Origin of the sequence: Shewanella sp. 5_MG-2023 (genome assembly GCF_030547465.1) — a bacterium.
Classification (GTDB): Bacteria; Pseudomonadota; Gammaproteobacteria; order Enterobacterales; family Shewanellaceae; genus Shewanella.
The window spans coordinates 1-19,590 of record NZ_JAUORC010000012.1 but is presented as its reverse complement, the minus strand read 5'-3'; the positions used below and the strand labels follow the sequence as shown (position 1 = coordinate 19,590).

Here is a 19,590-nt window from a genome sequence, read left to right as displayed (position 1 = left end):
CTTAGCTAAAGCAACAGTGGCTAAAGCAACAACGACTAAACTACAAAGTCCCTAAAATAAAAATTGCAGCTAGCTTAACAATGGTGACCACCGTGTCAGCTAGCTGCAATTTATGACGTTCAATGTCTTTTGCAAAGGGTTAGCAGTTAGTCACTAACCACCAAAGTCATCGAGTAAGATGTTTTCATCTTCAACGCCTAAGTCTTTAAGCATACCAATTACCGCAGCATTCATCATTGGAGGTCCACACATGTAGAACTCACAATCTTCTGGTGCGTCATGGTCACGTAAGTAGTTTTCGTACAATACGTTATGAATAAAGCCTGTGTAGCCATCCCAGTTATCTTCCGCTTGCGGATCAGATAACGCAACATGCCACTTAAAGTTTTCATTCTCAGCCGCTAAGCCATCGAAATCTTCTACGTAGAACATTTCACGCTTAGAACGAGCACCATACCAAAAACTCATCTTACGTTTAGACTGTAAACGCTTAAGTTGGTCAAAGATATGTGAACGCATTGGCGCCATACCTGCACCACCACCGACAAACACCATTTCAGCATCGGTATCTTTAGCAAAGAACTCACCAAATGGACCAGAAATCGTTACTTTGTCACCTTCTTTGAGGCTCCAAATAAACGATGACATCTTACCGCAAGGTAAAGTTAAGTTTCTTGGCGGCGGCGTAGCGATACGCACGTTCAACATGATGATGCCAAACTCTTCTGGGTAGTTAGCCATTGAGTATGCACGAATAGTTTCTTCATCAACCTTAGATTCTAAGTTGAAGAAACCAAAGTGTTCCCAGTCGCCACGGTATTGCGCTGGTACATCAAAGTCAGCATATTTAACGTGGTGAGCTGGGGCTTCAATTTGAATATAGCCACCCGCGCGGAACGGCACAGACTCACCATCAGGGATTTGCAGCTTAAGCTCTTTAATGAACGTCGCTTTGTTATCGTTAGAGATAACTTCACATTCCCATTTTTTGATGCCGAAAATCTCTTCATCAAGTTCGATTTCCATGTCAGTTTTAACGTTAACCTGACAGGCTAAACGACAACCTTGACGTGCTTCACCTTTGCTTATGTGATCAAGTTCAGTAGGCAGAATATCACCACCACCAGACTTAATGTTTACCCGACACTGACCACATGAGCCACCGCCACCACAAGCACTTGAAACGAAAATACCATTGTTAGCTAGTGCGCCGAGCAGCTTGCTACCAGCACCGGTTTTAATTGCTTTTTCGCTATCATCATTAATTGAGATAGTGATATCACCACTGGCTACTAGTTTAGATTTAGCAAATAAAATCACTAATACTAAAACCAGTACAATCGCGGTAAACATACTCACACCTAGATAAACATCTATCGGAGTAGCTTTAAGAATATCCATTAACTTATCCTTTAAGGTTCAAATTAATACGTCGTACGGGTGTCTTAAAGAGACACACCTGAGAACGACATGAAACCTAGCGCCATTAAGCCAGAAGTGATGAAGGTAATACCTAAACCACGTAGCCCTTTAGGCACATCAGAATACTTCATTTTCTCACGTAGACCGGCAAGCAATACAATTGCTAATGCCCAACCAACACCTGAGCCGATACCGAATACCAAGCTCTCGCCAAGGTTATAATCACGCTCAACCATGAATGAAACCGCACCAAAAATTGCACAGTTAACCGTGATCAATGGTAAGAAAATACCTAATGCGTTGTACAAAGGTGGAAAGTACTTATCTAATGCCATTTCCAGAATCTGTACTAATGCAGCAATAACACCAATAAAGGTAATGAACTTCAAGAAGCTCAAATCTGCATCAGGTACACCGGCCCAAGCTAATGCGCCAGGAGCCAGTAAACCTTGATAGATGATTTGGTTAACAGGCACTGAAATTGCCAGTACCACAATTACCGCAACACCTAGACCCATAGCAGTGGTGACTTTCTTTGATACCGCCAAGAAAGTACACATACCGAGGAAGAAGGCTAACGCCATGTTCTCAATGAAAATCGAACGAATTAACAGACTAATATAATGTTCCATTGCGCCTACCCTTTTGCTTCTACTTGCTCTGGCTTATAAGTACGGATAATCCAGATCAGCATACCGATCAAGAAGAACGCACTTGGAGGAAGAAGTAACAAGCCATTAGGCTGATACCAACCACCGTCAGAGATTTTGCTGAGGATTTCAACGCCGAACAATGAACCATTACCGAGTAGTTCACGGAAGAAACCAACTGATAATAGGATGGCGCCATAGCCTAAGCCATTACCAATACCGTCCATAAAGCTCATCAGAGGCGGCGTTTTCATTGCGTATGCTTCTGCGCGACCCATTACAATACAGTTGGTGATAATCAAGCCAACAAATACTGATAATTGCTTCGCTACGTCATAGGCGTAAGCTTGCAATACTTGGTCTACAACAATTACTAATGAAGCAATAATTGTCATTTGCACAATAATACGAACGCTGCTTGGAATATGATTACGTAGTAACGAAATAAATAAGTTCGAACACGCGGTCACCGCAGTCAATGCTAATGTCATTACAATAGCGGTTTCCATTTTAGCGGTAACAGCCAGTGCACTACATACACCCAGAATTTGCAGAGCAATTGGGTTGTTATTAATGATAGGTCCAGTCAGAACCTGTTTAAGTTCTTTAACGTCAGCCATTAGCCTAGTCCTCCATTGCGTGCTTTTTCGATAAAGCGTGCAAAACCTTCTTCACCTAACCAAAACGTTAGCGAGTACTGAACACCGTTACTGGTCAACGTCGCACCAGATAAGGCATCAACACCGTGAACTGAAGATGCAATTGTCGGGATCTTAGTGACTTGAATAGCTAAGTCGCCATTGTCGTCATAAAGTTTTTTACCTTCCCACTTAGCAATCCACTGAGGGTTTTGAACTTCACCACCTAGGCCCGGTGTTTCACCAGAACCAGTGAAGTCGTAATACACTAAGCTGCGAATGGTATTCATATCCGCTTCAACCGCTAAGAATGCAAACATGGTTGACCATAAACCGTAGCCTTTAACAGGAATAATCACGGTTTGTAGTTCATTGTTGTCATCTTTAACTAGATAAACAACACCTTGATTTGCAACGCGCTTAACAGAGGCAATGTCATTTTCAGGCTTAAAAGACGTTGCAGGCGTACGTGCCGCTTTTTCAACATCAAAAGTATCAGCATCACCTTCAACAAACTCACCGGTTTTTAAATCAACAAGACGAGCTTCAACGTACTTACCATACTTTGCAATAATAACGTCTTTCTCAACTTTGCCAGCTTTAGTATCCACTAAACCTGCCGCTTCAAGAATGTACTTTTGCTTATCTAGCAATTTATTCTCTTGCTGAATTGGCTTAAGTAATACTGCTGCAGTTGATACCAACATTGAGCAGATAAAACACAGGCCGATTACAACAAATAATGTTTTGCCGATTGATTCTTTATTACTGGCCACGAGCAATCCTCCGCTTCACATTTGCTTGAACCACGAAATGGTCAAATAACGGTGCAAATAAGTTAGCAAACAGGATGGCTAACATCATTCCTTCAGGGAACGCTGGGTTAATGACGCGAATAAACACTGCCATTGCACCAATTAAGATACCGTAAGCCCATTTAGCATTGTTAGTGAAAGACGCAGAAACTGGGTCCGTCGCCATAAACATCATACCGAAGGCAAATCCACCTAAAACAAGATGCCAATACCAAGGTGTTGCAAACATTGCATTAGTGTCGCTACCGATAAAGTTAAGTAGGTAAGAAACTGCAATCATGCCCAACATCACACCTGAAATAATACGCCATGAGGCGATACGGGTATAAACGATAACTGCACCACCTAGCAAAATAGCAAAGGTAGAGACTTCACCCACGGAACCTGGAATGAAACCTAAGAAGGCATCCCACCAGTTAGCGCTAGTATATTCAAACGTGCCCTGTGCAGCTTGGCTCAATGCCGTAGCACCAGAGAAACCGTCAGCCACAACCCATGTTGTGTCACCTGACATGCTTAACGGATACGCAAAGAATAAGAATGCACGACCCGCTAACGCTGGGTTTAAGAAGTTACGACCTGTGCCGCCAAACACTTCTTTTGCAACCACAACACCAAAGGTAATACCCAGTGCAACCATCCATAATGGAATAGTTGCTGGTAAGGTCAGCGCAAATAGAATGGAAGTTACAAAGAAACCTTCGTTAACTTCATGGCCACGTACAGACGCGAATAAGACTTCCCAGAAACCACCAACGGCAAAAGTCACCGCATAAATAGGTAGGAACCAACAAGCGCCATACCACATCAGTGCAGGCACACCTGAACTTGCGGTTAATTCAGTACCAAATAGGCTGAATAGGCTGACTTGCCATACATCAGGAGTTGCAAAGCCAGCCATCAGCGCATCTTGAGCTTGCAAGCCAACGTTGTACATACCAAAGAACATTGCCGGGAAAGTACAGGCCCAAACCGTAATCATCATACGTTTTAGATCAAGGCTGTCACGCACGTGCGTGGTGCCTTTGTTTACTTTACCTGGAGTGTAAAACACAGTAGCAGCCGCTTCATAAAGGGCGTACCACTTCTCGTACTTGCCGCCTTTTTCAAATTGCGGTTCAATACGCTCGATAAAATCTTTCAAGCTCATTAGCCTTCCCTCTCGATCGTATCTAAACAATCACGCAGATATGATGCATAGTCATACTTGCCTGGACATACGAAGGTACACAATGCCAAATCTTCTTCATCTAGCTCTAGTGCGCCCAGTGCAGCAGCACCGTCATAATCACCAGAAACAAGATCGCGAAGTAACATTGTCGGTAAGATATCTAATGGAACAACACGTTCATAGTTACCAATTGGCACCATGGCACGATCTGAACCACCCGTAGTTGTGGTCATATTGAACAGACCTGTACGGTTTAAGTGACCTAAGAATGCGCGAGTGATAGAGAACTTATCAGCACCAGGCATAGCCCAACCAAATAATTCTTTTTCATTGCCTTCTTTCAACAAGCTAAGTTGTTGATGATAGCGACCTAAATAGCCATGAGGACCCGCCGCTTGGCGCCCGCTTAATACTGAACCTGAGATAACTCGAACATTGTCAGTTTCAATTTCTCCAGCAGTTAATTCAACAGTGCTAGCACCTAATACTGTACGAACTAAACGTGGGTTTTTAGCTTCAGGGCCAGTAATCGCAATAACACGTTGAGTGTTAAGTTCACCTTGAGTGAATAATTGACCAACAGCAATCACGTCTTGGTAGCCAATATGCCAAACCGTACGTGTTGCAGAAGCAGGAAGAAGATGATGAATGTGAGTGCCCACTAGGCCAGCAGGATGTATACCTGCAAACTCTTCAACTTGAGCATTGCCAGAAGGGATATCAGCACCAGGCGCTTTAGCAAGGAAAAGTTTGCCTTCTGTTAATTTCGCTAGTAGCGTCAAGCCGTTAGCAAAATCATCTTTATGCTCAGCAATCACTACAGCAGGATCTGCAGCAAGTGGTTGAGTATCAATTGCGGTGACGAAAATACCTGCAGCGACTGAATCAACAGCAGGTACTTTACTGAAAGGGCGAGTTCGTAAAGCTGTCCAAAGACCTGATTCAATCAAGTTTTCTCTGACAACGTTAGCATCTAACGTGTTAAGTTCATCAGCACTATATTGAGTAAAGCTGACTTTATCATCACCTTCAACGCCAATAACCACTGACTGAAGTACACGTTTCGCACCCCGGTTAATTTCTAATACAGTACCACTAGCTAAAGCAGTATATTTAACGCCAAGGTTCTTTTTATCTTCAAAAATCACCTGACCTTTCAAGACTTTTTCGCCAACCTTGATTTTCATCGTTGGACGTAAGCCAATATACTCTTCACCCAAAGTCGCTACGTTCTTAATGGCTGGGCCATTATGGATAACTTGCTCAGGGCCACCTGCTAGAGGTAGTTCCAATCCTTTCTTTATTGTAATCATATCCACAAGCACTACGTTTGAAGGAAAGACAATGCGCCGCGTTCCTACCCAAAAGAAAACAAAGTGTTAACAAACACTTCAGTGTTGAGCTAGCGCAGATTTATCACGGAAATGCGATCGCAATCACGCTGGTCGCGCGCATTTTACCCCAAAATGTGCGCTATCGCCACGAAAAAAACCAGTGATTGAATTTTTAGATTGTTCATTTTTAAACAATTCACTCAAATAGGGTGTGGAACAGTCTGATTTAACGTCATTGAATGCAACATTTCAGTAACACAGGCACTATAACATTAATTTTAAAAGAAATAATATAAGAAGTGATTTACGGATTTGTTAACAAAATTCGCTTTAGTACGAGCTAAAATAGCCCATACTAAAGCAGAATTAAAACAAGCACCTACAAGAGGAAGAAGAGGTGAGACAGTTAAAATCTGGCCTGATATCCAAGGTAACTCAGCATCTCGCCTTGAGAAGTAATGCCTAAATTAGACTGTTGACTGACTAAATCCTCGTCAAGTAAGTTTTCTATACGCAAATAAACTTCGTGCACATTAGAAATATGATAGTTAGCTGCTAAGTCTAGCTTCCATTGTGTATCAATTTGTTCACCGCCATTAATGGCAGTGGCATAACCCATTTCTGATTGATATAAAGCTTGGGCGATGACACTAAATTGACCCATTATTAAGCCCGCATTTAAAGCTAATTGTTGCTCAGGTACCCAAGGAAGTTGTTCGCCTTTTACATAAAGACCGATTAAGTCGTTAAAACCAGAGTCTCCAAACTCAGCTTGGCTGTATTGGTATTGAGCAGAAAGAGGGATTGAAAAGCTATCAAAGCCGACAGTGTAATCGACCGACAAGTCGATGCCGTTAACGGACGTATCGTTAAAATTGTCTTGTACATAACGCTGTGAATAATCACACGCCATACTCCACATACAAGTCACATGTTGATTATCAAAGTCTTGTACGTAAGCATTTAAACCAATATTTAGTGCATCATTGCTATAGCCAAGTGCTAATTGATACTGCAGCGACTCCTGCGCTTGTTGCAATGCATTGCCCGCTGATGCAGCTGTCCAAGCTTGCTTAGCTGAAACAGCCGCTTTCCAAGCACCTGTGGTATAGGCAATTTCGATTGCCGGGATCCAGCCATCATCAGAAAAATCAGCCGCCTCTATGCCATAGGCTTCAACGTCAATTTCGCGAGTAGTACTGACACTTTCAAAGCTCAAGCCTAAGTTTATCGACAAAGCGCCATAGTTGAGTTTGGCGTCAGCGCTGGTAATGAGTACGTTAACATCGTCGATATAAGCTAGCAGCGCATTATCAATATTGGTGCTCGCAAGACTTCTATCTTGGCTCCAGGTCCAATCTTGCTGGCCAAAACGCATTTTGGCTTTATCTGAATGAAACAGCGCACCATAGGTCACTTGATGAGCGCCATATTGACTTACACCTTCCGTTTGCAAGCCATAGCCCGAATATTGATTATCTTCAAGCATAGAGCCTAAAGCCAAACCGCCTGTAGTCGGGGCTTTATCAAAAGCTGAAATCGCTGATAATTCTGTTGTACCAATAAACACGCCAGATAACGAGTTTAATTGCGAGATTTGCTCATCATAGGATTGGTAATAAAAATCGGACATCACCACCGAGCCATCACTAAGATTAACAATATGGCTCACTTGATACTTATGGCGCTGGCCTTCACGGTTATCATTTTCGGTAGCCGAATACGCCCTACCCGGTTTAGCCTGCCAATCTTGGCTGGTTAAACCGATATTGGAGTGATCATTTTCTGAGTTAGTGTATTGGTACATAAACTCTGTCGTTTGTGGGTTTCTAGCGCCAGCAAGACTATCAGCATTAATTTTGAACATGATATCGGTTTGGCTGTGGTCGCTATCAAGGTTGGTCACAAAACCTGTTTCTTCGGCGGTATTTTGGTAATCCACCGCAAACAGCATGCCGTATTCTTTATTTAAGCCACTGGCAATGGCGCCCACGCGGCCACCACCATTATCATTAATTTCGATGTTAGCCTGAGCATCTAATTTTGTTGGGCTGATCTGCGCCGTGGTGTAATCCACACTACCAAAAGCCCCTTTACCGCCTTTTGTCACTCCAGTCATGCTGGCTGTAGTCACTTGGGTTTGTAAGGCTAAATTCGGTTGTAACACTAAATGAGGCGCTGAATAAGGAGACGGTGAAAAGGATACTCTATCTTGAGAAATCGCAATGCCATTGACCGCGCCGCGATGACTGATGTCAGTGGTTTGCCCCATGGCAGCAGGCATGATTGTCATTCCTGACAATGCTAGGGGTATTGTACTGCTGCGATAATGAAATGGAGCTGTCTGAGGCTGGTCGAGTACAACAGTATTATTTGATTCATCCAAGGATGCCGTCACAGAGCTTGCAGCAAAACTTGAAGAATGACACACAAACAGCACAGCAGAAGCAATTACAGACAAGCTGAATTGGCCTTTAGACATGGTTAACTCCCAAAATACATCATCGGCATCGCAATCCGCTACGCCTTTATTATTATAAATAACATCCTATTACTAACTTTTAACAATAACGTTTTCATGCAAATAAAAACAGTATTTTAATAAAATTAACCACAAAAAAAACAAAGCGGCCGAAGCCGCTTTGGTGTCAAACTAAAACCTAGGATTAACAGCTAGCCTATAGCGTACCTAAAATGTCGTCACTCAATTTAAGGTCATCATTACGATTGACACTTACACCAGCGGCAATGATTGCACGAGCAATATCTTGGGCTTGATCAAGTGAGTGCATGTCATAAGTGCCACACTGATACTCATTTAACTCAGGGATCTCACTTTGTTCAACCACTTTAAGTACATCACCCATTGCTGCAAGCCACGCATCGGCAACAACCCGCTCTGTCGGCTGACCAATTAAGCTCATGTAAAAACCGGTGCGACAACCCATTGGCGATATATCAATAATTTCTACCGAGTCACCATTCAAATGATCACGCATAAAACCGGCAAATAAGTGCTCAAGGGTATGAATACCACGTTCACTTAAAATATCTTTATTTGGCGTACAAAAACGCAAGTCAAATACCGTAATGGTGTCACCTTTAGGTGTACTCATATGCTTTGCGACACGCACAGCAGGAGCTTCCATTCGTGTATGATCAACAGTGAAACTATCAAGTAAAGGCATGACTCATTCCTTAAGGCTAAGTAAAAGATGTTTGGCATCATAGCATCAAAATTGAAACCAGACAGCTATGTAAACATGGGATAAACCGGAGTTATCTTCATGTAATAACCTGTCTGTGTGACAAACTGATGACCGATACTTATTACTTTTATTAAAACACTAAAGACTAAAAAGCAAAAAACCTCATCTAAAGACGAGGTTTTGATTTTTAAGCTAATTTGGCTAGTTTGCCTTAATCTACAATGACCATAAATGGCCTTATGGATTAACCTTTACAATTTGGCGTTTTAGGCACTGCATCTAATGCTTGCCACTCAGCCTGAGTATATGCATTAATGGAAAGTGCATGCACGCCGTTGGCTAACTCATCCGCTAACACAGCATTTATTGCTCGGTGGCGGGCAATTAATCGCTGCGCTTCAAACTGCTCACTCACCACCACCACTTTGAAGTGTGTTTCTGAGTTAGGCGGCACATGGTGGCGATTGCTTTCATTAAGCACATCTAAATGTATCGGACTAAAAGACTGGTTCAGTTTATCGCTAATGATTTGTTCAACTGACATAACAAACTCTTTATAACTACATTTTAAAGTTTGAAGACTACTGCTTAACTCCCCATAAATCAAACTAGCCAGTCGGCAATCTGATTTAAGTGGCAATTTTAGTTAACAATGCAAGCTAACCTAGTAAGTTAAAGATTACGCTGATGAATTATCCCTTCAATTGATGATAGCCGACAATTAACTGCCTAAAGGTTAGATTTAACCGACAGTTCTTAACCTTTAAACGCTTTGGTACTGCATGCTGCCACTGTGATTGCATCCCTTGATGCATAATGAGTAAATCACCGCTTTCAAGCTCAACGTTTTGTTTTATATTGAGGCTTTTATGCCGTAAGGCAAAAGTTCGACTGGCGCCAATACTGACTGACACAATTGCGCTATTGGCTACTATTTCAGGCTCATCATCACTATGCCAGCCCATAGAATCTAAACCGTTTTGATAACGATTAACCAATACCCCGTTGCAATTAAACTGCAGTTCATCCCGCAGCCGCTGCCTTAAATCTGCTAATAAGTGTGGCCAAGGCTGCGGTGAAATTAATAAAGAAGAATATTGATATTCACAACCAGGATCAGCAAACCATACTTGAGCGCGAGGGATAGGATGCTGTTTACCAAAAAGCGTAATTATCGGTTTTTCAAAGGGGTAGCTATCGGCATCGGCTAGCAACTGTTGCTGCTCCTCGCGTGATAAAAAGCCCTTTATATACGTTATTGGCGCAGTTATTGGCGCGCCATGGCTCTTGGATTTAGCGCAGGGGCTATTTTGATTGTCACTGCTGTGCTGATCAGATAATTTAAACTCGATTTGTTTCACCCCCGCCCTCCTTTTACCTCTTAAAGAGAGGCTAACGTTGACAACCGACACTTTGTGACTAATCCTTTAGTATACCAATAAATTATTTTACATTTTTTTAATATTAACTCACTAAACTTTATGAGAGCCTAAAATTACAACGTAAGCTGTTTTATTAAGCTAGGTGAACCGCCTTAATGTTTATCCCAACACCGTCATTGCAGCAGCGCCGCCACTATCTTATCGGCGGTTTTAGCACTGTTAGTCTATAAAAGATAAAGGTAGTTTATTGCACTTATGAAATGGATATTGGATCTGCTTGTCAATCTAAGCATTATGTTCAGCTTAAGCATTGCCATGTTCAACATCAGCAATGCCCATGCTGAAAAGCTCAACTTAACTGAGACTTACACCGCGCCAATAGGCCAATCTATAGGGTATTACACCGAAACAGATCGTATTAACGCATCGCAAGCTTATCAATTATTCCGTAATGGCCACTTCCAGTCAGGCAGCGAGGAAATTAGCAACTACGGCATCGGCTCTAACCCTGTATGGATTAGTCTATCCATTAATAATCCAACTCAAACTCAGATAAACCGCATCATCCACTTTGATAATTACTGGCTCGATGAAGTCAGTGCTTATTGGCTAAGCTCAGATAGAATTGCTCATTTTGAGCACCAAGGTGATCTATCGCTATTTTATAAACAACCGACTTTTCAACCCAGCTATAATTTTCAATATAGCTATCCACCAGGTATAACCACGGTATTAATTAGGCTTCAAACCTTAGATGCCATGGTCATTCCGGTATATTTATTTGATGAAAGCCAAAGCGCTCAAAACAGTATATTTAACTCCTATAGTTACGGTTTTTTATACGGCGCGATTATTGCGCTGCTGATTTATAACTTTATTTTATTTTTAGGCTTACGTCTGAGAAGCTACTTTTACTACTGCCTATACCTGCTTAACTTTCTAATATTAAATATGGCATATAGCGGTCATGGTTCGTTATGGCTTTGGCCAAATTCGCCTTATTGGCAACAATGGGCTGTGCCAATCCTTATGGTCACCTTCTGCTCCAGTGGCATTGTATTCGCGTGCCACTTTTTACGTCTGCGATATCAACTGCCGCTATTACATAAGATCTTAAAAAGCTTATGCGTACTTTTTCCAATATTGATGCTGTTGGCAGTGATACTGCAAGACCGAGTATTAGGGTTGATTTTTGCTTTTGATTTGATGCTGTTATTCAGTGGCTTGATGATTGTATTAGGGGTGCTGTCATTAAATTTCGGCAATATTTCCGCACGGTTATTTTTACTGGCTTCAATATCATCAATGATAGGTATTGCCATAACCGCGCTTGCGGTGTGGTCATATATTCCATTTAATGACTTAACTTATCGCGCTGCTGAAATAGGGGTAGGTATTGATGTACTTTTACTGGCATTAGCATTAACTGAGCGATTTAGACGAATCGAAAATGAAAAACTGATCGCAGAAAAGATGGCTCAAATGGATCCGTTAACCCTGCTTAATAATCGCCGCGCTTTTTACCAATTAGTGGAGCCGCAATTTAATCAAGCCAATGGCACTATGGAATCGCCGAGTAATACCCCTTCTATCGTAATGATTGATATCGATAAGTTTAAAGATATTAATGATAAATATGGGCATATTTTTGGTGATTTAGTCTTGGTTAAAGTCGCATCTATCATTAGAGATACCCTACGAAAAAATGACGTGGTAGCGCGCTGGGGTGGCGAAGAGTTTATTGTTTTTTTACCGCAAACGGCTGCACAAGAGGCCGATAGTTTAGCAATGCGGATTTGTGAAAATATTGCCAAACTCAATTTGCAGCACCAACACGTTAAAGTGCAGGTTACAGCCAGTATTGGCATAGTGACCAGTAATGCTGAAATCTATCAATTACCAGCCTTAATTGAACAAGCCGATAAACACCTATATCAAGCTAAACGAGCCGGCAGAAACAGAATATGTAATAGTGAACAGGCATTAACCCATAGCGTCGCCAGTTAAAGATAGCTCAAGTGCTAATGTAATTTTATCAAAATGACTGTTTACCCAAGCTCCATTAATCGGCCCCCAATCCAGCAGCTGATAAAAACCCGCATTGTGTCTTTGCCCCTGCTGTACAAATTGCACATCAATGCCTATGTCAGTGAAAGCTGCTATGTTGTCTTGCAAGGTGCGTCTTGGCATTTGGGTCTGCTTTTGTAATGACAACAAATTATGCTGTTGCTGCTCAATGAGTCCCGCCAGATAGATTTTACGTAAAAATGCTTTTTGCGCTTTAGAGACAGGTCGCACTAAAAATCCATTATTAGCCGCTGCAGCAGTTACTTTTTCCATATTACTCAATCCCATATACTATATAAGCTTAAAGTAATGGATTATGAGTGGTTAAGAAAGACTAATCGACACTTATTATTCATCAATCTCTACCAATCAAGCTTTTAGTAAACAAGCTTTTAGCAAACAGTTGCGACTAACTTAGCAAAAGGATTTATATATGTCGGCCACACCAGAATCAGATGTGACAGTAGCTAGCACCTCAGAAAAACTGCTCATAGCTGAGGCAAAGTGGCAGAGCTATACAGAAGTGACATTAACCAAGGTAGATAAAAACTACCCGAAGCAAATATTCAGCCAAAGCATTGGGCTGTTACTGTTAATATTAGCCGCGTTAGTTGTCGTCATGACATTAAACCAAGCCTTAGGGCGTAATGAATACCTCATCATTAGTGGAGTATTGATTGCCGGAGTCGTGCTGACATTGATCCGCTTTTTGGCGGCTAAAAAGTTGCGCTACGGCGTACTTGAACATGAAATATTAATACGCCAAGGCTTATGGTGGATAAAGACCACAGCTTTACCTTATAGCCGCTTGCAGCACGTGAGTTTGTCGCAAAACCCATTGCAAAGGCGCTTCAACTTAGCCACCATAAAGTGCTTCAGTGCTGGCAGTGGCGCGGCAGAGATTTTCCTCCCGGGACTGAGCTTTACCTTGGCAGAAAAGTTAAGGCAGCACTTACTGAATAAAGCCTCTTATCATCAACAACCGCTCTCCTCAGATATAAGCTCTGACATAAGCTCTAATATAGGCTCTGGCATAAGCTCAGATACAAGCTCTAATATAAGCTCTAATTTAGGCTCCGACATAAGCTCTAATATAGCCTCTGATATAAGTTCAGATACAAGCTCAAATATAAGCCCTGCAATAAACACTGAAAAGCCGCTAACAAAAGAGGCCGCTGATGAGTAACCAGCCAAATGAGCCTCAAAAAGATAACAAGATTTCAGTAGCGCATTCTTCACTGCAAACCTCTGAGAATCCTTCATCACAAGCAAAAAAAGCGACTTCAACGTCAAGCTCAAAATCCACTACAGCTGACAAAAATGTCAATGCCTTAACCCAATGGCAATCGCTGTCTCCTTGGTCAATGCTAAGCTTTATTTTTGGCAGCGCAAAAGCCATTTTATCTAATGGTTACGCCATCATTCCTGTGGTGTATGCCGGTTGGCAGAGTGGTTTTGATTTACAAATGGGTCTACTCGGCTTTGTTGTAGCAATACTTTTACTGACTATATTCTCATTCATTCAATGGCGAACCTACCGCTTTAAGCTTTCAGGGCAACAACTCAATATTAAACGTGGGCTGTTTTTTACCCGTAAAGATGAAATCCCACTCAACAAAATTCAAAATATTCGTTACAGCCAGCCATTTTATTTCAAGCCATTTAAGCTCGGCACCTTAATCGTTGAAACTGCAGGCTCAAAAGATGACGAAGCGCATTTATCGGCGCTAGATGCAGCCCAAGCCAGCAAGCTTAAACAGCAATTACTGCAACTCGCTCCCCAGCAGCTTGCAACTAATGACGCTGTCGATGAAATCAGCACTAAAAACACTGCCAATAGTGTTAACACACCTAGCGATAAAACCCACAACACGATTGTAGTGCGTAATTTAAAGCAGCTGATCCAATTCGGTTTTTACCAGAATAATTTGATTTGGTTTGCGGTGATAGCAGGCCCCATAATGGGACAAATTAAATGGGAGCAGATAGTCGAGCTTCCTATTATTCAACAATTTTGGAGCGCTGTTGTCAGCTATAGCGGCCCAAGTATTGCTCTACAAGCCATTGCCATTATGCTGACATTGTTGTTGGTGTATTGCCTGTTTTCGATAATTTCTATTGTGGCGGCAGTACTTAAATATCATCCATATACATTAGATAAACAGCAACAAACCCTGCAGCGCAGCGGCGGGGTGATCTCCCACCAGCAAGACGCATTAGCTATTCGCCGAGTGCAGCTAGTGCACTTTAGTCAGCCATTTTTAGCTAAATTATTAGGCTTATGGACACTGTATTTTAAGCAGGTTAAAGGCCAAGAGGTTGAGCAAAAAACTACTGAGCATATGTTACTGCCCAGCGTTAAAACTGCTGAGATTGCCGCAATATTGGCGCAAATACCGCAATTAGCAGGCGGGACAACTAATATCCCAGCGCGATACCAAGCTATTGCTTTGGCATGGTTTTTAAGACGCGGCTTGTTAATGTACATTCCAGCGCTATTAATTTTAATCTTTACCGGCTTAAATCCGATCTCTGAAGTGGCTTTATTGATTGCTACTGCGGTTATGGGACTAACATTTTTGCGGTACAAGCAGTGGGGCTATGTGATTGAAGATGAAGTGTTATGGCAACATAGCGGCTTATTTGGCCATCATTGGAAACGGATCCCTTATGAAAAAATACAGCACGTATCTATCACCCAAACAAAAGGGCAACAACGCAGCGGTCATGCCTATATCGAAATTGGCCTAGCTAGCGGCAGCTTAACTCTGCCCTATATCGCTGAAAAAGACGCCTTATTCATTGCCGAAAAAGCCATGCAAACCATTAAGCAAGATTACCGTAATTGGATATAAACGCTTATCTTAATGGCATATTGGCTAATGGTGAATAACTGGCTCTAAATAATCAACCAATGCGAGTTAGCGCTAGTTAGCACTTGTTAACTAGCACTTGTTAACTAGCGCTACTTAACCACAAGCACAGGACAACTGGCCTGATTAGCCACCTCTTCAGCAACATTACTGTGCAGAAAATGCGCTAGACCACTGCGTCCATGGCTGGCAATCACCACCATACCAATGTCGCCTTTGTTGGCCTCATCGACAATTTCTTCAATGGCATCACCACGCCTAATTACGGTTTCGACCTTCAAGTCAGTATTTAAATCAGCAAGTAAATTTTGCATTTTGGTGGCTGCAGCCTCTTCCATGCTTTTAGCGAGTTCCTCAGGAGTAATAGCCAAAATCATGTAGTTCTCGTCACCAAGGGGCTGAGAAACCACATGTAAAATACGAATACCCACTTCATATAAATTGGCCATTTCAATGGCATATCGCAGCGCATGGGATGCCGTTTCAGAAAAATCTGTTGGCCATAATATTGAACGTGAACGCATGTGAGTTCCTCCTGTAGATAAAATAAGTGAGCTTTAGCATTAAACAAACTTATCCCACTTATTTAAGTAAATATAGCTAGCGGTATAAAGTAAACTAAAAGTATGAACAATTTCAGTCACTTTTCCATAAGCATCATCACTGTAATCATGACCATAGTTATAAAAAATAACCATCGTTAACATGATAGTTTCAGATACAAACTACTTAAATATCCTCCTAATTAAAGTGTAGTGCAAATAGTAAAAAACCACCTTGACCCAGCTCAAGAATCCAAAGGCTTGCAATTAGACCTAACTCAGCACATACTAAACCGACTAATCAGTCGGTTTTTATAATTTATTGAAATGATGTCAGTATCAATATCACTCTAGGAGCGCTTTATGAATATGGCCGCTAACAATGTTCAGCAAAGTCCATTACAACAATTACTTCAGCAGCAACGCCAAGCCTATCAGTCAATGCCTGCGCCTAGTTACCAATCCAGAGTTGATAAACTCAATAAACTCAAAGCCGGGTTGCTCAGTTATAGTGAGCAATTTGTTAGTGCATTAGCCACAGATTATGGCCATCGCTCAGCCAATGACACCATGATTTCAGACATCATGCCTTGTGTGAATAACATCAACTACAGTCTGAAACATCTAAAATCATGGATGAAACCCAATAAACGCCATGCCGGGTTATTACTGTCCCCTTCTTCGGTCACAGTGCATTACCAACCCCTTGGCGTTGTTGGCATAATCGTGCCGTGGAATTTCCCAGTCATGCTGGCTGTTGGCCCGTTAATTACCGCCATTGCGGCAGGTAATCGCGCCATGCTTAAAATGTCAGAATTCACCCCAGCCACCAACCAAGTATTGATTCGCTTATTAGCAGAGATATTTAGCCAAGATGAAGTGGTCGTAGTGGAAGGCGAAGCCGATGTTGCCGCGCAATTCTCAGCCCTACCCTTTGACCACCTATTATTTACAGGTTCTACAACAGTGGGTCGCCATGTCATGCGCGCAGCTGCTGATAACCTCACCCCAGTGACTCTTGAGCTAGGCGGTAAGTCACCAGTCATTGTAGCGCCTGATATTGATATCGATACTGCTGTTGAGCGCCTTATTTACGGTAAGTGTTTAAATGCAGGCCAAATCTGCGTCGCACCCGATTATATTTTATGTCCAGAAGACAAAATCGATGCGCTAATCAGTGCCTACAAAACTCGTTTTAATAACATGTACCCAGATTTTGCCAGTAATGAAGACTATGGCAATGTGATTAACCAGCGCCAATACAGTCGCTTACTCGCGGTACTTGATGACGCCAAACAAAAAGGCGCGACCATTCACCCCGCAACTGAGTTCAACATTGATAGCGAAATACGTAAATTACCAACACAGCTAGTGACCAATGTCAGTGCAGATATGGCCATTATGCAACAAGAAATCTTCGGGCCATTACTGCCGATAATCGGGTATAAAGACCTTGATGAAGCCATTGAATATATCAATAACAATGAACGCCCATTAGCGCTTTATATCATGAGTTTTAACAGTCAAACCCAGCAAAATATTATCCAACAAACTCACTCTGGCGGCGTATGTATTAACGAAACTATCTTCCATGTGGCAGCCGATGACGCGCCGTTTGGCGGCATTGGCCCATCAGGTATGGGCCATTATCACGGTAAAGAAGGCTTTTTGACTTTTAGCCATGCGAAAACGGTGTTAAAAAGCGGCAAGTTCAATTCAGGTTTACTGGTGCACCCGCCTTATGGCACTAAAATCCAAGCCTTGTTGATGAAGTTTTTCTTACGCTAATGCGCTAGATAAATGCCAATAATTGAGTGTGCGATTATCGCCTTGGTGATAAACTCGCACGCTCAAAATCCCGATTAATAAATCGCTCATTCATCAACACTCCTTTAATAAAGAGCCCATTAATAAATAGCTCATTGAAAATACGAACAGCATATGACCCAAACTGTAGCCAACAAAAAACCTAAAGTAGACAAGAAACAAGCGATACTCGATAGCGCTTTACAGCTATTTGTTGAGCAAGGGTTTCATGGCACATCCACCGCATCCATCGCTAAAAAAGCCGCTGTCGCCACTGGGACATTATTTCATCACTTTCCCAGTAAAGATGATTTACTCAATCATTTATTTGTTTCAATTAAACAAGAATTTGCTGATGACATTACTCAAGCATTGTCCACCTTTGACAATGCTGGCGAAGATTTAAAAACCGATGCCGAATACCTTTGGCAACAAGCGATTGATTGGGCCTTAAAGCACCCTATTAAGCAGCGCTTCTTTTTGCAATTTTCTATGTCCAGCGACATTGATGCGGCAATTCGCGGTCAAGCCATGAACGGTATTTTGCATTTTGTAGTGCAGCTTATTAGTAAAGGCCAGCAACAAAAGATTATTGCTGATTTTCCAGTTGCGCTAATGCTTGAAAACTGTCACGGCCAATACCTTGCCGCTATTCGCTACTTTACTGACAACCCGCAATGGGGCAATGACCCAAGTCAGCGCCAAGCAAGCTTTGAATTATTTTGGCGCTCAATGAAAGCTCAGTAATCTACTTTTATATTCAAAACCTCCTTTAAAGCCAGTTAGCTGATGACTGGCGAAAGGTGCTAAGCCTTAACCACGAACCGCTTCAGCAAATCTCTTTCGGCTCCAACCATACAATTGACCCAAGCATGCACTAGATCCAACTATACATTTAATAACAAAATATTATTATCTTTATAAAATTTGATAATTTTATTAAATAATTACTTCGCCCTATACTTCTTCCATCAAAACGAACAAGCAACAACTTAGCAATTAACGTATTAGGCGAGATTATTATGAAAATGAGTCATGTAGGTATTATGGTTGGTGACATGGATAAAGCCGTCGAGTTTTATACCCAAGCATTAGGTCTTGAAATTGTCATGGGCAATTCAGCAGTCATCGAAGAAAAACAAACTGCCATTGGTAGAATGTGTATTGCGGTATTTGGTGAGGGTTTTAAAGGTTTTAACATCGCCCACCTCGTCACTTCAGATGGCATCGGTTTTGAGTTATTTGAAATGAAAGACCGCGAAGAAAGACATAATGTCGACTTCACTAAAATCGGTATCTTCCATTACTCGTTAGAAACAGATGACTTTGAAGGCGTTATCGAGCGAGTTGAAAAATTCGGCGGTAAAGTCAGAATGGACATCATGCGCTATCATCCAGAAGATGATAATAAGCCTTACAAAATGGTCTATCTAGAAGACCCATTTGGAAACCTATTTGAACTGTATTCTCATACTTATTCAGAAACTTATTCTTCTGAATACACATAAGAATTAAAGAATTTTAAAAAGCAGCTAACCGTGGTTAGCTGCTTTTTTTGTATTAGAGAAGTTTGTAGGCAAGTATTATTTAAGCGCCTAAATCACTTTTGGACAGAAATCATTTAGAGCTAAAACTCTGAAAGCAACGTCTTCCATTAGGTAAAGTATAGCGTCCTGATATG

General features: G+C 41.8%; 19 protein-coding genes. 6 read left to right on the top strand and 13 right to left on the bottom strand.

Translation table 11 applies throughout. The features are described from left to right. Positions 1-153: 153 nt before the first annotated feature. The 10 genes from nqrF to Q4557_RS08590 form a co-directional block, all read right to left on the bottom strand. Positions 154-1,401 (bottom strand): NADH:ubiquinone reductase (Na(+)-transporting) subunit F, encoded by a 1,248-nt coding sequence (gene nqrF, locus Q4557_RS08635; protein ID WP_102437959.1) that lies wholly within the window; start codon positions 1,399-1,401, stop codon positions 154-156. A gap of 44 nt (positions 1,402-1,445) precedes the next feature. Next, positions 1,446-2,054: an NADH:ubiquinone reductase (Na(+)-transporting) subunit E gene (gene nqrE, locus Q4557_RS08630; RefSeq protein WP_076542779.1), complete on the bottom strand. Its 609-nt coding sequence runs from the start codon at positions 2,052-2,054 to the stop codon at positions 1,446-1,448. Between the two features lie 5 nt (positions 2,055-2,059). Continuing rightward, a complete protein-coding gene (locus Q4557_RS08625) occupies positions 2,060-2,692 on the bottom strand; it encodes an NADH:ubiquinone reductase (Na(+)-transporting) subunit D (protein WP_076542777.1) in 633 nt (210 codons plus the stop codon). Continuing rightward, a complete protein-coding gene (locus Q4557_RS08620) occupies positions 2,692-3,486 on the bottom strand; it encodes a Na(+)-translocating NADH-quinone reductase subunit C (protein WP_102437960.1) in 795 nt (264 codons plus the stop codon). Before Q4557_RS08620 ends, Q4557_RS08625 begins: the two co-directional genes overlap by 1 nt. Beyond that, positions 3,476-4,675, bottom strand: coding sequence for an NADH:ubiquinone reductase (Na(+)-transporting) subunit B (locus Q4557_RS08615; RefSeq protein ID WP_102437961.1), 1,200 nt, complete (start codon positions 4,673-4,675; stop codon positions 3,476-3,478). Before Q4557_RS08615 ends, Q4557_RS08620 begins: the two co-directional genes overlap by 11 nt. Continuing rightward, positions 4,675-6,009 carry a Na(+)-translocating NADH-quinone reductase subunit A gene (locus tag Q4557_RS08610; RefSeq protein WP_102437983.1) on the bottom strand — a complete coding sequence of 445 codons (1,335 nt, stop codon included), beginning with the start codon at positions 6,007-6,009 and terminating at the stop codon, positions 4,675-4,677. Before Q4557_RS08610 ends, Q4557_RS08615 begins: the two co-directional genes overlap by 1 nt. 427 nt (positions 6,010-6,436) lie before the next feature. Beyond that, positions 6,437-8,512, bottom strand: a complete 2,076-nt coding sequence (locus Q4557_RS08605; RefSeq protein ID WP_303412107.1) for a TonB-dependent receptor — start codon at positions 8,510-8,512, stop codon at positions 6,437-6,439. A gap of 196 nt (positions 8,513-8,708) precedes the next feature. Then, the gene (gene luxS, locus Q4557_RS08600; protein ID WP_102437963.1) at positions 8,709-9,218 is read right to left on the bottom strand and encodes an S-ribosylhomocysteine lyase; all 510 of its coding nucleotides are present in this window, start codon (positions 9,216-9,218) and stop codon (positions 8,709-8,711) included. Positions 9,219-9,483: 265 nt separating this feature from the next. Then, positions 9,484-9,783, bottom strand: a complete 300-nt coding sequence (locus tag Q4557_RS08595; protein WP_102437964.1) for a BolA family transcriptional regulator — start codon at positions 9,781-9,783, stop codon at positions 9,484-9,486. Between the two features lie 148 nt (positions 9,784-9,931). Continuing rightward, positions 9,932-10,600 carry an alpha-ketoglutarate-dependent dioxygenase AlkB gene (locus Q4557_RS08590; RefSeq protein WP_303412103.1) on the bottom strand — a complete coding sequence of 223 codons (669 nt, stop codon included), beginning with the start codon at positions 10,598-10,600 and terminating at the stop codon, positions 9,932-9,934. 336 nt (positions 10,601-10,936) lie between these two features. Here Q4557_RS08590 and Q4557_RS08585 point away from each other — a divergent pair, with 336 nt between their 5' ends. Further along, positions 10,937-12,628: a diguanylate cyclase gene (locus Q4557_RS08585; protein ID WP_303412101.1), complete on the top strand. Its 1,692-nt coding sequence runs from the start codon at positions 10,937-10,939 to the stop codon at positions 12,626-12,628. Here Q4557_RS08585 and Q4557_RS08580 read toward each other — a convergent pair. Continuing rightward, the gene (locus tag Q4557_RS08580) at positions 12,605-12,961 is read right to left on the bottom strand and encodes a winged helix-turn-helix domain-containing protein (protein ID WP_102437967.1); all 357 of its coding nucleotides are present in this window, start codon (positions 12,959-12,961) and stop codon (positions 12,605-12,607) included. The two genes, Q4557_RS08585 and Q4557_RS08580, sit on opposite strands and share 24 nt — an antisense overlap. Before the next feature lie 160 nt (positions 12,962-13,121). On the opposite strand from Q4557_RS08580, the gene Q4557_RS08575 reads away from it, so the two are divergent. Then, entirely contained in the window at positions 13,122-13,874 is a 753-nt protein-coding gene (locus tag Q4557_RS08575) for a PH domain-containing protein (RefSeq protein ID WP_102477141.1), read from the top strand. Continuing rightward, complete coding sequence (locus Q4557_RS08570; RefSeq protein ID WP_303412098.1) at positions 13,867-15,543, top strand: PH domain-containing protein; 1,677 nt, start codon at positions 13,867-13,869, stop codon at positions 15,541-15,543. Before Q4557_RS08575 ends, Q4557_RS08570 begins: the two co-directional genes overlap by 8 nt. Positions 15,544-15,653: 110 nt before the next feature. On the opposite strand, the gene Q4557_RS08565 is transcribed toward Q4557_RS08570, so the two are convergent. Beyond that, positions 15,654-16,085 carry a universal stress protein gene (locus Q4557_RS08565; RefSeq protein ID WP_102437970.1) on the bottom strand — a complete coding sequence of 144 codons (432 nt, stop codon included), beginning with the start codon at positions 16,083-16,085 and terminating at the stop codon, positions 15,654-15,656. A 39-nt stretch (positions 16,086-16,124) separates the two neighbouring features. Beyond that, positions 16,125-16,268 carry a hypothetical protein gene (locus Q4557_RS08560; RefSeq protein ID WP_303412094.1) on the bottom strand — a complete coding sequence of 48 codons (144 nt, stop codon included), beginning with the start codon at positions 16,266-16,268 and terminating at the stop codon, positions 16,125-16,127. A gap of 198 nt (positions 16,269-16,466) precedes the next feature. Between Q4557_RS08560 and Q4557_RS08555 the strand changes: the two genes are divergently transcribed. From Q4557_RS08555 to Q4557_RS08545, 3 genes are all read left to right on the top strand, one after another. Continuing rightward, entirely contained in the window at positions 16,467-17,891 is a 1,425-nt protein-coding gene (locus Q4557_RS08555) for a coniferyl aldehyde dehydrogenase (RefSeq protein WP_102520123.1), read from the top strand. 153 nt (positions 17,892-18,044) lie between these two features. Further along, a complete protein-coding gene (locus Q4557_RS08550; RefSeq protein ID WP_102477138.1) occupies positions 18,045-18,656 on the top strand; it encodes a TetR/AcrR family transcriptional regulator in 612 nt (203 codons plus the stop codon). A 275-nt stretch (positions 18,657-18,931) separates the two neighbouring features. Beyond that, complete coding sequence (locus tag Q4557_RS08545; RefSeq protein ID WP_303412090.1) at positions 18,932-19,417, top strand: VOC family protein; 486 nt, start codon at positions 18,932-18,934, stop codon at positions 19,415-19,417. The last annotated feature ends 173 nt before the right edge of the window (positions 19,418-19,590 follow it).

Bases quoted from the DNA above. Each gene is read 5' to 3' on its own strand.
- luxS (WP_102437963.1), bottom strand. From the start codon at position 9,218: ATGCCTTTACTTGATAGTTTCACTGTTGATCATACACGAATGGAAGCT.
- Q4557_RS08560 (WP_303412094.1), bottom strand. From the start codon at position 16,268: ATGTTAACGATGGTTATTTTTTATAACTATGGTCATGATTACAGTGAT.
- Q4557_RS08550 (WP_102477138.1), top strand. From the start codon at position 18,045: ATGACCCAAACTGTAGCCAACAAAAAACCTAAAGTAGACAAGAAACAA.
- Q4557_RS08545 (WP_303412090.1), top strand. From the start codon at position 18,932: ATGAAAATGAGTCATGTAGGTATTATGGTTGGTGACATGGATAAAGCC.
- Q4557_RS08570 (WP_303412098.1), top strand. From the start codon at position 13,867: ATGAGTAACCAGCCAAATGAGCCTCAAAAAGATAACAAGATTTCAGTA.
- nqrE (WP_076542779.1), bottom strand. From the start codon at position 2,054: ATGGAACATTATATTAGTCTGTTAATTCGTTCGATTTTCATTGAGAAC.
- Q4557_RS08615 (WP_102437961.1), bottom strand. From the start codon at position 4,675: ATGAGCTTGAAAGATTTTATCGAGCGTATTGAACCGCAATTTGAAAAA.
- Q4557_RS08585 (WP_303412101.1), top strand. From the start codon at position 10,937: ATGTTCAACATCAGCAATGCCCATGCTGAAAAGCTCAACTTAACTGAG.
- Q4557_RS08595 (WP_102437964.1), bottom strand. From the start codon at position 9,783: ATGTCAGTTGAACAAATCATTAGCGATAAACTGAACCAGTCTTTTAGT.
- Q4557_RS08610 (WP_102437983.1), bottom strand. From the start codon at position 6,009: ATGATTACAATAAAGAAAGGATTGGAACTACCTCTAGCAGGTGGCCCT.
- Q4557_RS08555 (WP_102520123.1), top strand. From the start codon at position 16,467: ATGAATATGGCCGCTAACAATGTTCAGCAAAGTCCATTACAACAATTA.
- Q4557_RS08565 (WP_102437970.1), bottom strand. From the start codon at position 16,085: ATGCGTTCACGTTCAATATTATGGCCAACAGATTTTTCTGAAACGGCA.
- Q4557_RS08580 (WP_102437967.1), bottom strand. From the start codon at position 12,961: ATGGAAAAAGTAACTGCTGCAGCGGCTAATAATGGATTTTTAGTGCGA.
- nqrF (WP_102437959.1), bottom strand. From the start codon at position 1,401: ATGGATATTCTTAAAGCTACTCCGATAGATGTTTATCTAGGTGTGAGT.
- Q4557_RS08625 (WP_076542777.1), bottom strand. From the start codon at position 2,692: ATGGCTGACGTTAAAGAACTTAAACAGGTTCTGACTGGACCTATCATT.
- Q4557_RS08605 (WP_303412107.1), bottom strand. From the start codon at position 8,512: ATGTCTAAAGGCCAATTCAGCTTGTCTGTAATTGCTTCTGCTGTGCTG.
- Q4557_RS08575 (WP_102477141.1), top strand. From the start codon at position 13,122: ATGTCGGCCACACCAGAATCAGATGTGACAGTAGCTAGCACCTCAGAA.